The 14,917-nt window shown below is 36.9% G+C and carries 12 protein-coding genes, 1 pseudogene and 1 riboswitch; of the genes and pseudogenes, 6 read left to right on the plus strand and 7 right to left on the minus strand.

Going from position 1 to position 14,917, the window contains the following annotated elements; all coding sequences use genetic code 11:
* Window positions 1-79: 79 nt before the first annotated feature.
* The gene (locus tag ND2E_RS20490) at window positions 80-985 is read left to right on the plus strand and encodes a cation diffusion facilitator family transporter (RefSeq protein ID WP_033091937.1); all 906 of its coding nucleotides are present in this window, start codon (window positions 80-82) and stop codon (window positions 983-985) included.
* Between the two features lie 33 nt (window positions 986-1,018).
* Here ND2E_RS20490 and ND2E_RS20485 read toward each other — a convergent pair whose 3' ends face one another.
* From ND2E_RS20485 to rsgA, 5 genes are all read right to left on the minus strand, one after another.
* Window positions 1,019-2,008: an alpha/beta fold hydrolase gene (locus ND2E_RS20485; RefSeq protein WP_223303498.1), complete on the minus strand. Its 990-nt coding sequence runs from the start codon at window positions 2,006-2,008 to the stop codon at window positions 1,019-1,021.
* Between the two features lie 109 nt (window positions 2,009-2,117).
* Window positions 2,118-4,115 carry a M56 family metallopeptidase gene (locus ND2E_RS20480; RefSeq protein ID WP_223303499.1) on the minus strand — a complete coding sequence of 666 codons (1,998 nt, stop codon included), beginning with the start codon at window positions 4,113-4,115 and terminating at the stop codon, window positions 2,118-2,120.
* Window positions 4,116-4,214: 99 nt separating this feature from the next.
* On the minus strand, window positions 4,215-4,595 hold the full coding sequence (locus ND2E_RS20475; RefSeq protein WP_033091940.1) for a BlaI/MecI/CopY family transcriptional regulator: 381 nt from the start codon (window positions 4,593-4,595) through the stop codon (window positions 4,215-4,217).
* A 145-nt stretch (window positions 4,596-4,740) separates the two neighbouring features.
* Window positions 4,741-5,580 carry an archaetidylserine decarboxylase gene (gene asd / locus ND2E_RS20470; RefSeq protein ID WP_033092189.1) on the minus strand — a complete coding sequence of 280 codons (840 nt, stop codon included), beginning with the start codon at window positions 5,578-5,580 and terminating at the stop codon, window positions 4,741-4,743.
* Between the two features lie 64 nt (window positions 5,581-5,644).
* On the minus strand, window positions 5,645-6,703 hold the full coding sequence (gene rsgA, locus ND2E_RS20465) for a small ribosomal subunit biogenesis GTPase RsgA (RefSeq protein ID WP_033091941.1): 1,059 nt from the start codon (window positions 6,701-6,703) through the stop codon (window positions 5,645-5,647).
* 115 nt (window positions 6,704-6,818) lie between these two features.
* Here rsgA and orn point away from each other — a divergent pair, with 115 nt between their 5' ends.
* The 4 genes from orn to ND2E_RS20445 all read left to right on the plus strand — a co-directional run bounded on the left by orn (window position 6,819) and on the right by ND2E_RS20445 (window position 12,091).
* Window positions 6,819-7,364 (plus strand): oligoribonuclease, encoded by a 546-nt coding sequence (gene orn / locus ND2E_RS20460; RefSeq protein WP_033091942.1) that lies wholly within the window; start codon window positions 6,819-6,821, stop codon window positions 7,362-7,364.
* Window positions 7,365-7,437: 73 nt separating this feature from the next.
* On the plus strand, window positions 7,438-9,225 hold the full coding sequence (locus ND2E_RS20455; protein ID WP_052056164.1) for a DUF885 domain-containing protein: 1,788 nt from the start codon (window positions 7,438-7,440) through the stop codon (window positions 9,223-9,225).
* Between the two features lie 251 nt (window positions 9,226-9,476).
* A riboswitch (cyclic di-GMP riboswitch) is annotated at window positions 9,477-9,559 on the minus strand.
* Between the two features lie 115 nt (window positions 9,560-9,674).
* Window positions 9,675-11,618 (plus strand): tetratricopeptide repeat protein, encoded by a 1,944-nt coding sequence (locus ND2E_RS20450; RefSeq protein ID WP_033091943.1) that lies wholly within the window; start codon window positions 9,675-9,677, stop codon window positions 11,616-11,618.
* Entirely contained in the window at window positions 11,618-12,091 is a 474-nt protein-coding gene (locus tag ND2E_RS20445; RefSeq protein ID WP_190277789.1) for a hypothetical protein, read from the plus strand. The genes ND2E_RS20450 and ND2E_RS20445 overlap by 1 nt, the downstream gene beginning before the upstream one ends.
* Window positions 12,092-12,146: 55 nt before the next feature.
* Here the strand turns inward: ND2E_RS20445 and ND2E_RS23250 are convergent.
* A pseudogene (locus ND2E_RS23250) lies at window positions 12,147-12,374 on the minus strand (hypothetical protein).
* A 145-nt stretch (window positions 12,375-12,519) separates the two neighbouring features.
* On the opposite strand from ND2E_RS23250, the gene ND2E_RS20440 reads away from it, so the two are divergent.
* Entirely contained in the window at window positions 12,520-14,133 is a 1,614-nt protein-coding gene (locus ND2E_RS20440; protein ID WP_033091944.1) for an EAL domain-containing protein, read from the plus strand.
* 40 nt (window positions 14,134-14,173) lie between these two features.
* On the opposite strand, the gene rraA is transcribed toward ND2E_RS20440, so the two are convergent.
* On the minus strand, window positions 14,174-14,659 hold the full coding sequence (rraA, locus tag ND2E_RS20435) for a ribonuclease E activity regulator RraA (RefSeq protein WP_033091945.1): 486 nt from the start codon (window positions 14,657-14,659) through the stop codon (window positions 14,174-14,176).
* Window positions 14,660-14,917 lie beyond the last annotated feature (258 nt).

Below are 14,917 nucleotides of genomic sequence, written 5' to 3' on the forward strand. Positions count from 1 at the left end.
TCAATACCTTAACTATCTCTTTATTAATATTCGGTTAACGAGTACTGACGTTCAAACTTTAATTTTCCAAGGATTAGCTATGGCAACAAAAAGCACAACAGATGATTATGCATTTTGGGTTCGTTTAGCCGCAATATTTTCCACTTCTATTGCTTTGATTTTAGTATTGATTAAGCTGTATGCTTGGCTTGTTACTGACTCTAGTGCCATGCTTGCCTCTACCACAGACTCTATTTTAGATTTATTTGCTTCGATAATGAGCATAGTCATCTTACGATTTGCTTTGGCCCCAGCAGATAAAGAACATACTTTCGGACATGGTAAAGCTGAAAGTTTAGCGGGGTTAGTACAAGCTTCTTTTGTGCTTGGCTCTGCTATATTGCTAATTTTTAGTGGCGTATCTCGGTTGCTTAATCCGCAAGTGATCATGCGAAGTGAAGTTGCTATTTGGGTAACCATTATTTCTATTGCATTAACACTTATTTTAGTTGCCTTTCAACGCTACGTAATCAAGCGTACTGGCTCAATTATTATCAGTGGTGATGCATTGCATTACCAATCTGATTTGTTTCTAAATTTGGGGGTTTTAGCTGCAGTTATATTGAGTCAAGGAATATGGTTACAAGCTGATGGTGTCTTCACCATACTCGTTGCTCTTTACCTTGTCTTTGGTGCAGGCCAAATTATGATCCAAAGTGTATCCCAGTTGATGGATAGCGAATTAAGTGACGAAGAATTGTCGAGAATAAAAACGATTGTCTTGAAGCATAAGCAAGCAATGGGTATTCATGAGCTTCGAACGAGACAGTCAGGGGCACAAAGATTTATTCAATTTCATTTAGAGTTAAGTGATCATTTATCTTTATTAGAAGCGCATAGTATAGGCGATGAGATTGAGGCGGAAATTTGCCAAGCATTTACACCTTGTGAAGTTTTTATTCATCAAGATCCTAGCTCTGTAGTGCAAAGTGGCCAGTCTAAATAGCGTTTTACCTCTCGTTTAAAGTCCTATAAAGCACTAGTTATGCTGCTTAAACCAAGCAAGGCTTTGTGTTATTGCCTTATTTCTCAACTCATTGGTTTCGAAAAATAGTTCATGAAAGGCGTTATCAATTCTAATTGGCAGCCCATTTGGGCATGATTGTGGTCGTAAGGTATGCAACTGCTGGCAAAAGTCATCTTGTGCTTGTTGGCAAACGATAGTATCGCTACCTGCTTGGAGTAACAATATAGGTGTTTTAAGCTGAGTCATTTTAGCAAAAAGCTCTTTTTGAGCTTTGATGCTTTGTGCTAACCAGTGAGTGGTAACGCCACCGAGTTGGATGGTTTTATTCTTTTGATATAAGTTGACAAAAGAGTGATAGCGTTCTGTAGAATGAGTCAATTTATTCTCAGTAAAACCTTTAGGAGCGTAGTTTTTTTGCCCAAAAAAGTACCAAGGAGTCTTGCTGATTATATTATTGAACTTCAGTTTAATTGCTACCAACATCTTAGCTAAACTACTAGGTAAGAAAGCAGAATAAAAACCCAACATGGGTGAGGAGATCACAGCCGCTTTGATTGCATTAGGGCAGTCTTGCATATAGCGTGTTGCAATGGTACCACCCATTGAGTGAGCTAATAAGTAAGGCTTTTCCAATGATTGAGGCATGACAATATTTTCGATGAAATATTTTAAGTCATCAACATAGTCTTGAAACTTAGTAACATAACCTTTGTTGGGGTTTTGCAGCATTCTTCCTGACAACCCCTGACCTCGATGATCTATAATAAAAATACTGTAACCTTGGCAATATAAATTAAATGCCAGTTCTTGGTATTTTAAGTAGCTTTCACAACGGCCTGGTACAATAACTATTGTAAGGTATTCTTCTTTCTCTTGAATAAACTGGGCATAGTGAATGTTTACTCCATCCGTTCCAGAAAAAAATTCAAATTGGCCTTTTTGCCAAAAAAGGGACATTTCATCTGGCTGATTATCACCGATGCAATTTTGTGGATTAAACATGTAGTGTTTACTCAAAATATACCTATTTTCTGAATACTTGGTTTTAGTTATTTCAGGAAATACAGCTAAAATATTACGCGGTTGGGCGTAATCTTATTTGTTTTGATTACTAGGCATGTAAGCTGAAAGAGAATATTTTACTCATTTTACTTTCAACTTTACGATTGTTTATCACTGCCGGGCTAAATCGCCACTTACGAATAGCTGAGCGAATAGCTGATTTGAAATAAATCAGCTTACTTTGCTGGGAAAAGTTAATGTCTTTAACCTTACCATCGCGATCTATTGTGAAATCTACTTTAACTTCCATTTCTAAGCCGCGACGTTTTGCAAGATTTGGATAAACAGGATTAATAGAATTGAGTAATTTTGCTTCAAATGAAGTTGCTACTTTTACGGCTTCATTTTTCGATGGTGCTACGTCAAGTGCCTTTGGTGCTAGTTTATTGTCTTTGCTAATGGCACTTGAAGCTTGATAGCGCTTATTTTGTTCTGCTAGTTTGTAAACTTCTTGCTTATAAGAAAGTTGACGGTATGCATCTTTTTTATTACTTGAGGCCTGCTCATTTATCAGAGCTGTCTGTGTCATTGACTTGCTTGTCTCATTCGACGATAGCGTTAATGTATCTAGTGGTTTTGTTGTCGTTAGTTGTTGCACCTTAGTGGAAGACGATAAGCTATTATTGGCACTTAACAAGTCAGACTTTGTCGCTGGCAGTAGAGTGCTTGCACTGCTATTACTCGGAATGTTTTCTTCTATATTCGCTAAGGCTTGGTTATCAGCTGAAGCTACCTTATTGTGAGTTTTAATAGTAGCGAGCTTATTATATTCAATTGCAGCTTCTGTTTTAATGACGTTTTGATCATTACTGATGGCAATAGGTTCTACAATAGCTGCAGTAAATCCAGCTTCATTATTTACTGGTAAAGTTGAAATACGCTGACGTTCGGCTATTTCTGTGGCTGAATCAATAGGTTGTGAGTCTTTGCTGCGAAGCAGCTGCTGAGCAATAGAGTCATTTAATAGCGTTGCACTCTGATTGTCTCTATTGGTTTGATTAAAGTTCATTGCTGTAATGGCTTTGCTGGCAAAATTACTACTAACAATAGATTGTTCTTGCCAAGGAAATTGGTTGTTCAGCTGTTGAGCAAAAGGCATAGTCAATAATTGATTTACGCTCAATAATGCAAGCGCAAAAAGTAGGCTTGCTGCAGCTAACCACTTACTCGTATTATTTGTTGGTGCACAATGGTGATCAACAAGGCGAAGTACTCTTTCTTTTAAATCCCCTCCTGATGCTGCCATTGCCATGGTTGGAATAGTATGAAAGTGGTTTTTAGCGCATAAAGAGGCAGTATCAGTTAGGGTATGTGCGTATGCTATGGCATCCCCACAATGTTGAACAGCAATATCATCGCTACAATACTCACGTTCATTACGCATTTGTTTACCAATCCAGTGCACACAAGGATGGAAGAAAAAGAGTAATTCGATCAATGTTTGTAAAAAATTAACTAAATAATCATGGCGACGGATATGTGCAAGTTCATGCAAAATAAGCATTTCAAGTTGAGCTGAGTTTAAACCAGTCACCATGCTCGCTGGTAGTAATACCACTGGCTTTAACCATCCTATTGCCATGGGTACTTCTGCTTTGAGAGAAATAAGTAGTTTTGGTGTTTTTGCTAACTTTATTTGTTTGGCCAATTCATCAAACCGTGCCGATAAAGCCAAAGAGGGAGATATACTCGAATGCATTGGTAGGTTATTTACATTACGAATTTCAATGAGTAGCTTGCTAGACAGAATTATAATGGTCACTAACCATAGTAATGAAATATAAGGCAATGAATAAGCTAAAACAGAAGGTATTAGTTCCTGATAAGTTAACAGGGCATTTTGTTGAGTTAACTCATTAACTAAGCTTGTTAAGGGAATAGGACTGAGGTAACTATTTATGCCCGCATTCGTGTCAGGGTACACCATGGTAAAGGTGAGCATGGCAAGCAATGCATTTGATAACATTGCCAATGTTGCTAATGTGTAACGCAGCTTTGATTTGTTTTTATCAATTATAAATAACAGCGACTTTAAAATAAATGCCACAAAAAAACCTTGCCATAAAAAATGCACTAAGGTCAGCGATAAGCTATATAAAAAAGGACTGTTAAATAATTGTTCAAGCATAGTTAAAGTTTATTTTTCTTACTTTTCTAAGGAGTTTAATAACTGGCGAATATCATTAATTTCTTGTTCGCTAGTTGAATCATCAATAGCACGCATGACTAATTTTGAAGTAGAGCCTCCAAAAGCTTTACTGATTAAATCTTTAATAAGTGATGATTGAGTTTGAGTTTGGCTGTTGGCTGCAGCGTACACGTGAGCACGATTACTCTCATCGCGTATAACAAGCGATTTGTCATGCATAATTTGTAGTATTTTTAATACCGTTGTGTAGCCTGTCTTTTGTGTTTGGCTAACTACTTCGTGGACTTGTCTTACAGTCGCGGGACCCATCTTCCACAGCACATTAAGTAAAGTTAACTCAGCCTGTGTAGGTTTTACTGTAGGATTTTCTTGCGCCATGTACTTGTCCCTTATTTTGTAATTTTATTTATATAGTTATTGAATATAAGCGTAAAGAATATACGAATCAGATCGTATTTACTCTAAGCTTATATTGAGTACACTAAATGAGCAACCGTTTTGTTTGATGTCTGTTTATTGCCCGTTATGTTTTACTTTGATCAAGTGAAGCATAAACTTCACCTAGTCGAGTTACTTTACCCGGACCCGCATCAGGGGCAAAATCAGCCAGCATTTTAGGTGCGAAGGTACTAACAACGGTAGATCCTAATTTAAAGCGACCCATCTCATCACCTTTGTTAAAGGTAATCGCATCAGCCCCATCTTTAGGATACTGCCATCTAAATATATCTTTTCCTGCGGGAGGGGTAATTGTACCTGCCCAAGTTGTTTCTATACTTGCAACAATCGTAGCACCAACTAATACCATGGCCATCTCACCCATTTCAGTATCAAAAATAGCAACTACGCGTTCATTTCTCGCAAACAGATCTGGTACATTTCGAGCGGTTAAAGGATTCACTGAAAATAGCTCACCTGGCACATAAATCATTTCTCGTAAAGTCGCAGCAATTGGCATATGAATCCGGTGATAATCTTTTGGTGCTAAATAGATACAAGAGAATTTTCCACCTTGAAAAGGTGCTGCTGTTTTTTCGTCTCCACCGAGCAAAGACGTTACGCTATAGTTGAAGCCCTTTGCTTGTATAAGCTGGCCGTCAATAATATCTCCTTGCTGGCTAATTGCCCCATCAACAGGGTAACAGATAGTGCTTTCGTCATTATTAATAGTTCGCGCACCTTCTTCTAGTTCGCGAGTGAAAAAATTATTGAAGGTGTCAAAGTCACTGGCCTTTTTGAGCTTGGCTTCATTCATATTAATACCATAAGCCTTAATAAACATACTGATAAGCTTAGTGGTTAACCATCCCATTTTAGCTTCGGCTAACTTGCCTGCTAAACGAGAAATAGCATGCTTGGGCATAATGTACTGGAGGGTGATTTTGATTTTATCGCTAAAACTATTTTTTGAAGACACTCATTTTTCCTTAATTATTAAAGCGTGAGGTTAATTTATTGTCATTGAGGCTGGCTAATATACGTTGAAAACTTGCTAAGCGAGCTGGGTTGATCTGTTCATTTTTCCCTGCGGCGATTAGCGCACAACCGGGATCGGTTTGATGTTTACAATCTCTAAACTTGCATAAGCCAAGAAAGTCAGAGAATTCAACAAAACCATGGCAAACTTGTTCAGGTGTTAAATGCCACAAGCCAAACTCGCGAATTCCGGGGGAGTCAATTAAATCACCACCTTCATCAAAATGGTATAAGCGAGCCACGGTTGTGGTGTGTTGACCCAAGCCTGAATTTTCCGAAACCTCTTGTGTTAATAGTCCTAAATCAGGCATAAGTGCATTAACTAAGGTCGATTTTCCAACACCTGATTGACCAACAAAAATGCTAGTGTGCTGTGAAAGCTGCGTTTTTAGTTCGCTAATGCCATCTCGCGATTTACTGCTAGCGTAAAGTACTTGATAGCCAATATCTTGATAAATTTTTAATTGCTGGGCTATTTTCTCTTGCTCATCACTGGTAATACTGCTCAATAAATCTGTTTTATTCAAAACAATGACAGGAGTAATTCCTGTTTGTTCCGCAGCAACCAGATATCGGTCAATAATATCGCTATTAAAAACAGGCAATACTGAAGAGACAATCAGAATTTGACTTATATTTGCGGCTATAGGCTTAACACCATCATAAACATCGGGACGGCTCAGTACTGAGTCACGTTCATGTACAGCTTCAATGATACCTGTGATGCTATGCTGAGTTTCTTTGCCTAAACGCCATAGTACTTTATCGCCACATACCAGAGAGCCTATGGAACGGCGTAAGTTACAACGAAATATTTCACCGTGCTCATTTTCAACATCTGCATGTTGGCCAAATCGACTAATAATAACCCCATGTTCAGGAGCGGCTAAATCATCATCATTCCATATCACTTTATCTTTATTTTTAGCATTTTTGCCTTGAAGCTTTTTATCATGATTGGCTTTAATACGCCTTTGCTGACCCTTGGTCAGTTTTTTTGCCTTAGCCATGTAATGTATTCATATGATTTAATTTGATCCAACATTTAATTTGACCCGACTTGGTTCTGGCGTATTATACTAACAATTATATACGAATGCTTGTGCATTTTTTTAAGGGAAGGTTATGGCAGGTAACGACAGTAATTTAATTTGGCTTGATTTGGAAATGACAGGGCTTGAACCTGCTGAAGATGTAATCTTAGAGATCGCTATCATTATTACTGATAGTCAGTTAAATATTTTAGCGCAAGGGCCAGTATTTGCTATTAGCCAAACTGATGATGTGTTGAATAATATGAACCCTTGGTGTGTTGAACATCATGGTAATTCAGGATTAACTCAACGTTGCCGCGACAGTAATGTGAGTTTGGCTCAAGCAACAGAACAAAGCTTGGCATTTGTTCAAGAATGGGTTCCACAAGGAAAGTCACCGATGTGTGGTAATAGCATAGGCCAAGATAGACGGTTTATTAATAAATACATGCCTGATTTTGAAGACCACTTTCATTACCGAAACCTAGATGTTAGTACAATAAAAGAGCTGGCGAGACGGTGGAAACCTGAAGTATTAGAGTCTGTTGTTAAAACAGGTGCTCACTTGGCCTTAGACGACATCAAAGAATCAATTGCTGAATTAAAAGTATACAGAGAACTTTTTTTCAAGTTATAGCTTTATTACTAAACCCCTATTTTGGCATGATGATATTTCATTATCATGCTCCTTCCTATTTTGAGTACTTTTAATGAAAAACTTCGCCACTCACATAGTGTTTTTACTGCTTAATATCTGCCTGATAAATTACAGCTATGCAGCCAACTCAACAGAAAAGAATATTAGTACGGATCAACAACTAGCCGATATTATTCAGACTCATGAAGCTTTTTATTTAAAGTCAAGTCCGTTTAATCAACCTAAGATTGCAGGTAATAACGCTAAACTACCTGATTTATCAGAGGAATTTCTACTGGCGCAATATCAACAAGGTTTGGCTATTTATCAGCAGTTAATCGCATTAGATAATGAAAAGTTGACACAAGAGAATCAAATAAACTTTTCTGTGCTCAGCTACAGTTTAAAAAACCAGTTAGATAGCTACACTAACAATGAACACTACATGCCGCTTACCGCAGAGTCGGGCTTTCATGTGTGGATTGCTAACATTTCTAAGCAGGTAGAGTTTAAAACCTTTGCGGATTATCAAGATTATTTAGTGCGTTTATCTTTACTACCTGCGTATTTTTCTCAACAAATTTATTGGATGAAGAAAGGTTTGCAAGCAGGTATTAGCCAACCGAAAGTAGTCCTTGAAGGATTTGAACAATCAATTGCGGCTTATATAAAAGAAGATGTCACTGAAAGTTCGTATTACCAACCATTTAGTAAAATGTCAGTATTTATTAAGCCAAGTCAGAAGGAAGAGTTACGACAACAAGCTAAGCAAGTATTAAGTGCTAAAGTGATGCCAGCATATAAGGCTTATTACGATTTTATGGTTAATGAATATCAGCCAAATGCTCGGGATAATATTGCTGCTAGTTCACTAACTAATGGCAAAGAGTATTACCAAAATAGGCTTGAACATTATACCACATTACCTATGACTGCAATGCAAGTACATCAGCAGGGATTGGCAGAAGTTAAACGTATCCGAGCTGAAATGGAAGCCATCATTGCACAGGTAAACTTTTCTGGAAGCTTCAGTGAATTTGTTGAATTTTTACGTAAAGACCCTCAATTTTATGCCTCCACGCCAACAGAGTTATTAAAAGAAGCCTCTTTTATTGCTAAAAAGATGGATGCAAAACTACCTTCTTTATTTAAAACCCTACCAAGAACGCCTTATGGTGTGATGGCTGTACCAGACAATATTGCACCTAAATACACTACTGGACGATACGCCGGTTCAGCACGAGATGACCAACCCGGGAATTATTGGGTCAATACTTATCGACTAGACCGACGACCACTTTATGTCTTAACTGCACTAACTTTGCATGAAGCTGTGCCAGGACACCATTTGCAGATATCGCTGGCAAAAGAAATGAAGGATGTTGCTAAATTCAGGAATCGAACTTACATTTCAGCTTTTGGTGAAGGTTGGGGGTTATACTCTGAATACCTAGGCATAGAAGCAGGTATGTATGAAGATCCTTATCACAACTTTGGCCGTTTAACTTATGAAATGTGGCGCGCCTGCCGCTTAGTTGTGGATACCGGAATGCATACCCAAGGATGGAGTCGAGCACGAGCTATGGAGTTTTTAGCCAGTAATACGGCTTTGTCTTTGCATAATGTAAAAACAGAGATAGACCGATATATCTCATGGCCTGGACAAGCATTATCTTACAAAATTGGCGAATTAACTATTAAGCGTTTACGAAAAGAAGCTGAACAAACATTAGGTGAACATTTTGATTTAAGAGAGTTCCATGATCAGCTACTCAAGCATGGTTCAATGCCATTGTCTATGTTGGATAAACTTATAACACAGTATATAAATGACAAAAGTAATGGTGTGACAAAGCTATAAAGTAAACGCTCTAAGCAGTAATGATAGATTTAGTGTGAGCCTGCTCTAGAAAATATGACGTTAGGCTCTTACTTCCACACGTAGATGCAACACTAGAATATTTATTAGTGACTTATAAGTCTTAGTTAATCGATTATTACTGTTGGAAGCCGAGTGATAAATTCAGAAGTTTCGAGGAAGAGGCCACGCAAAGAAACCGGAAGAAACAGATAGTGAATTATCAAATTAAGATAAGCCCCCACTATATCAAAAATTGCAGTCCCGCTATCATAGGTTTCCCTTTAGACCGGTAACTTTGCGTCTCTAACTTTCATTAGATTTGCCCTTATCAAGCTTGGTAGCTCAATCTCATTATTATAAGACGAATCCAATAAATGTAAACAGAAAAGGCTACTTTTGTTTACCTTTATAAGGTAAAAAGAGTGATGAGTATTATTGGATAAGATCCAATGTTTGATTTTTCAATTACTAACGGTATAGATATGACGATAAAAAGGTTTTTTCTGTTTTTTGTATTTATGTTAAAAGTGCAGTTATTTTCTTTTTTTTTAATCGCTATAACGCTTGCTCAACCAGCTTCAGAGCAAGCTGTTTTAAGTAATCAAGTACAGCAACTATCGAAAGTAAATGATGAAGGCATTGACTTTGATACGGTACATTCCCTGTCTGAAAAAATCATTAACGATCATCAGTATTACTCAAATGATATTCTTGCCAAAGTTTATTTACTCTCTGCAAGGGTTGCTAGCAATCAAGGAAATATTAATGAAGTTTTTGACTTTGCCAAGAAGGGATTAGCTGCCAATAGCTTAGATAAAAAAATTAAGCTGGCACTATTGTTCAAATTAGCAGATGTCTATGTTGCTAAAAAAGAATATAAAAAGCTGTTAGAAGTAACTCAAGAAGCTGTTAGAAATAGTGAATATAGCCGTAGTATTAAATATCGAATACTCTCGTTAAGTTACCGGAGTGTCGCATTTTCAATGTTAGGAAAACACCAGCAAGCTTTAGTTGACTTACAACAAGTTGAATTGAGTATTAGTAAAAGTGATCTGACAGAGCATATCGAGTTATTAACTATTTTGGCATTGGCTTATCACCATCTAGGTGACTACCAAACCTCGCTAACGATGCAGTTGAAAATTTTAAAATTAAGATTTGAAATGGGACAAAAAAAGAATATTGCTCAAACCTACTTATATTTAGGGTATGCCTATTTTTATTTACAGCGGTTTGATGATGCATATAATGTTTTTTGGGAGTCTAAAAAGTCTGCACTTCACAATGGTGCAACGATTAATGCTGCTCATGCCGATAGGTGGTTAGGCATTGTGTTAATAGCACAAGGGCAATTTAGTGCGGCATTTGAACCTTTACAACAAGCAATTGATATCTTTAATCAACATAATATGCTTGCTGAACGAATAGAGGCGTCAGTTGCTCTGGTAAGTGCTAAATTAAGCGATAACCAAATTAGCGAGGGTTATGGCTTATTAGTTGAAGTAGTGAAGCTGCTTAATGGCAAGGACATCGCTTTGGAATATACCGGCTTTTATCGAATGGTTGCAGAAATGTATTTTTCGCAAGGCAATTATCAATTGGCTTATCGCTGGCGGGACAAATATAGCCAAATATTACTTTTTAAACTCAATAATAAAAAGAAATCCTTCAGTATAGTGCAGGGGTTATCTCATCTAGCTGTGGGCAAAGTAGCCAGAGTTGAACCTGTTGAAGAGTCAAAACGGCTTGCTGTTAAATTAGCAGAAAGCAGCGAATTATCGAGCAGTTTTACTGGAAAGTATCAAAAACAACGAGCAGTTATTATTACTTTATCAGCAGTTACGTCTATTTTATTACTCATCATAATTGCACTGTTTTGGAAATTAAGAGTGAAAAAAGTAAATTTGGCCTATGAGGAAGTTGAAAAGCCAAGCTACGCTATGCCGACTCCTATGCAAACAAAGTTTAACTATCAATTAGTCTTCAAAAAGGCCAGAAAATTTCAATACCCTCTGAATGTTGGTTATCTTGTTGTTGAAAATTGGCAGGAAATTATTTTTCATTTTAATAAGAAAAGTATTGATGAAGTGACTAAAGATTTGGCCAGCGTAATCAACGAATACATTAAAGACTTTGATTATGTGGGCATGTTAAATGAAGGGGAGTATTTACTGCTTTTTGAGCATCAAAGTAATCAAGAAGCAAATGATAAACTTGATAAACTAGTGCAAGCGATAAATACAAGATCCTTTGCAAATTTAGGCGATTTTACTGTCGCAATGAAATACTCTGTAAATATGGCTGATTTTAAAGATATTGACCCGTATCTATTTTTGGCACGCATTGCTGAATCTGTTAATATCTCGCAAGTTAATTCTTCTAAGGTACCTTAATGTTTCTTGTTTCAGTTATAACACTTGTTTTTGTATTAATTAGTATTTACTTCTTTTTTCGTTCAGAGAAATTACAGAGAAAACTCATAACACAGCAACGTGACAGTTCCTCTATCCGTAGGGAAAATAAATTATTAGTCGATACGATGACACTAGTTGCTACCCGTGAGCAAGAATTTGCAAAAGAAAGATTAAAACGTTTATCAATTTATGCCAAATCGAATGAGATGGAACAACTGTTAATCCATGCCGAGTTAATTAGTCCATTAATTAACAACTACAGTATTATCTTTCAAGAGTGCTTGAAAGGAAAAGGTCGACTAAAAGCTATATGTCAAAAGTGTTTTGAAAATCAAGACAAGTCCGCTTATAAAAAATTTATAGCTATGCTAATTACCAGTAATAAGCAGTTAAAACGTTACTGGTCTAGTGACAATTTGAATGGCTTTCTTTTTTTAGTTGATGCCTTTTAACTGTTGAAGATGAATACGCTCAGCTGTCTAATGCTGGCCAGAATAAGACGAGTCTTCAACAAAAATAATACGTTAATAATTTAGGGTCTGTTGATCTTTCGAGATTGTTTTTGCAGCGTTTTGTTGGGTATTTATACAAGGCGGAGCCTTTGTCATGTGGTTATTCCACATAAAAGGGCGATAACGCCGTCAAAATGACCAACAAACGCTGTCCGAAGGATTCGGCTAAAAGCGTCTTACTCATTGTTGAATAGTATTTGCTTAGAGTAACTAGGCTACACACTACTCGCCGCGATTAAAACGCTTTTATCTCGAACAAAATTTAACCGCGAAAGTTCAACAGCCACTAGTATCTCTGTACAAAAGGTCATTATTTTATTAGGGTAGCAACTTGCCTTGACATAATCTCCTCGGATAGGTGATTACTTATGAATCGTTCAAATGCAAAGTACTTTACATTACTGATTATTGTAATGGTAATTGTTGCTCTCTCTTCACTTTTTGCACAACTCTATAGTGATAAACTACCTATTAGTTTGATCGTTGTCGTTTGCTATATCATTGCCGTTATTACTGCCTTGTTTTTAACTTTATTTTGTCTTGATAAAATCTTTAACCCAAGCGCCCTTAATGACAATAGGATTGCTCTTAGTGCTGAGGAGCTGATTTCTTATACCCAAGATCCGACAACAAATTTACCAACAGCGCAGCATGCCCTAAAAGCGTTTCAAGCAGCTATCAAGGCTGACACTGGGCAGCGTTATGCTGCTGTTGTATTCAAGCCTATTAACTTTCAGCAAGTAAATAGTTTACTGGGGTTTCATAATTCTGACTTGTTGCTGTTGCAGCTCGCGTACTGTTTACAACAACGAATTGCAGAAGATATTAGCTTATTAAACTTTGGACTTGAGTCTAATCCTGTGCGCATTGCTCGTTTACAAAGCCTACAGTTTTTGGTTATTTATAATTTAACGGATAGTCGTTTTGATGATAAAAGTATACTTAATGAATTGTGTCACCAATTAGCTGATGGTGTACCCGATGCAATGAGCTTTAAAAGCTTTTCTTTAAATTTTGAGCTGGCTTTTGGTATTGCTCTTTCAGGTGAGAATGGTGATGATTTTAATGAACTAACCGCTCATGCTGGCGATGCTTTACTTAATGGCATAGAGAAACAACGGCAAATTAATTATTTTGACAATAGCAGCATTTCATTTAACCAAGTTAAACTTGCCCGAATGGAAGCCATTCGTAAAGATATTCAAGAAGAAAAACTATTTTGCTATTTAAAGCCGCAAGTCAATGTCAAGAATCAGCAAATTGCAGGCTTTCAATTAAAGGTTCATTGGTATGAAAATAATGTTATTAAACCATTAGAGTTAGATGAATTTTCAGAGCTTGCTGAGCATAGCGGAGAGCTATATTTCTTAACAAAACATATGATTAACATAGCATTTTCAACGCTATATACTTTGCATCGAATAGGCGTACATCAAAGTATTTCTGTTACTTTGTCTAATGAAAGCTTATTTGAAGTGGATTTAGTTGATTATATTGAGCAGCAGTTATCAGAATATGACATTGCTGGTAAATACTTGATGATTGAGCTGAGTGAGAAAGTAATGCTTAGTGCCAGTCATCGCGTTAAAGTTATCATCGATCAACTGAAATCATTGGATATCAAAATTTCCATTGCTAATTTTTCTGGCAGTTATGAATCGTTACGCTATGTCAGAAAAATGGCAATTCATCAACTTAAAATAAATTGCCAACAATTAACCAATGATAGTAGTAATCGGGTAGATAAGGCCATTACAAATTCACTTGTGACATTAACTCGTAGTATGAAAATCCCACTTATTGGTACTGATATTGATAGGCATGATGCCTCGGAGGCTTATATCGCTATGGGAGGTGAATTAATTCAGGGAGATATTATTCACCCAGGCGTCGTACCCGAGGAGGTGGAAATTTGGTTAGAGAAGTGGTATTTACAACACCCTGAATCTATTCCGCCAGAAGTTAGACCATCTATCTACTAAAGCGAATAGACGGAGATCACTATTGTAGTTAGGCTGCAATTCATTCAAGATCTAATGCTTCAGGTGATAATATAATACCCGTATTATCAGCATAGATATGGTCATCAGGTAATAAGGTCACTCCAGCAAAATTGATCGCAATATCTGTTTCTCCAGTATCCTCTTCACTTGCGCCGACAGGAATTGCGCCAAGGGCTTGTATGCCAATATCTAGGCTCTCTAAAGCATCTACATCACGTACACTGCCATAACAAATAATCCCTTCCCAACCATTATTAGCAGCACATCGGGCAATACTTAAGTCAATAAGTGCTCGTCTAGTCGAGCCACCACCGTCAATAACTAATACTTTACCTGTACCATTGAAGGCAACCAGTTCATTGATCAAGCCTAAATGTTCAAAACACTTTAACGTAACCACTTTTCCAGCAAATGAGCTCCGCCCACCATAATTACAAAAAATGGGATCAACAACATCAATCAAATCGGCGTAAAAGTCACATAATTCAGAGGTATTATATTGCATGTCAGTTCTCATTAGTCTGAAGATTAGGGGCTATGTCAGTATATATTGTTATGTTAATAATAAAACCTATTATATATTTATTGACTAGGACTTGAATTTAAAGATAAAAGCCTCTTTAATAGCACTCGTGTTTACAGAATTAGCCTACAGTACTTTAACAAAATAGACGTTCCTGAAAGGTATATTAAATAGCTATGACCAAATTTTCTACATGATTGAATATATAACACCACGAACTTTTTTATTTTCGACACAAAC

This window comes from Colwellia psychrerythraea (assembly GCF_000764225.1).
Classification (GTDB): Bacteria; Pseudomonadota; Gammaproteobacteria; order Enterobacterales; family Alteromonadaceae; genus Colwellia; species Colwellia psychrerythraea_D.

Coding starts and splice junctions, on each gene's coding strand:
- ND2E_RS20490 (WP_033091937.1), top strand. CDS start 80: ATGGCAACAAAAAGCACAACAGATGATTATGCATTTTGGGTTCGTTTA.
- ND2E_RS20485 (WP_223303498.1), bottom strand. CDS start 2,008: ATGTTTAATCCACAAAATTGCATCGGTGATAATCAGCCAGATGAAATG.
- ND2E_RS20475 (WP_033091940.1), bottom strand. CDS start 4,595: ATGGCGCAAGAAAATCCTACAGTAAAACCTACACAGGCTGAGTTAACT.
- asd (WP_033092189.1), bottom strand. CDS start 5,580: ATGCCCAAGCATGCTATTTCTCGTTTAGCAGGCAAGTTAGCCGAAGCT.
- rsgA (WP_033091941.1), bottom strand. CDS start 6,703: ATGGCTAAGGCAAAAAAACTGACCAAGGGTCAGCAAAGGCGTATTAAA.
- orn (WP_033091942.1), top strand. CDS start 6,819: ATGGCAGGTAACGACAGTAATTTAATTTGGCTTGATTTGGAAATGACA.
- ND2E_RS20455 (WP_052056164.1), top strand. CDS start 7,438: ATGAAAAACTTCGCCACTCACATAGTGTTTTTACTGCTTAATATCTGC.
- ND2E_RS20450 (WP_033091943.1), top strand. CDS start 9,675: ATGTTTGATTTTTCAATTACTAACGGTATAGATATGACGATAAAAAGG.
- ND2E_RS20445 (WP_190277789.1), top strand. CDS start 11,618: ATGTTTCTTGTTTCAGTTATAACACTTGTTTTTGTATTAATTAGTATT.
- ND2E_RS20440 (WP_033091944.1), top strand. CDS start 12,520: ATGAATCGTTCAAATGCAAAGTACTTTACATTACTGATTATTGTAATG.
- rraA (WP_033091945.1), bottom strand. CDS start 14,659: ATGCAATATAATACCTCTGAATTATGTGACTTTTACGCCGATTTGATT.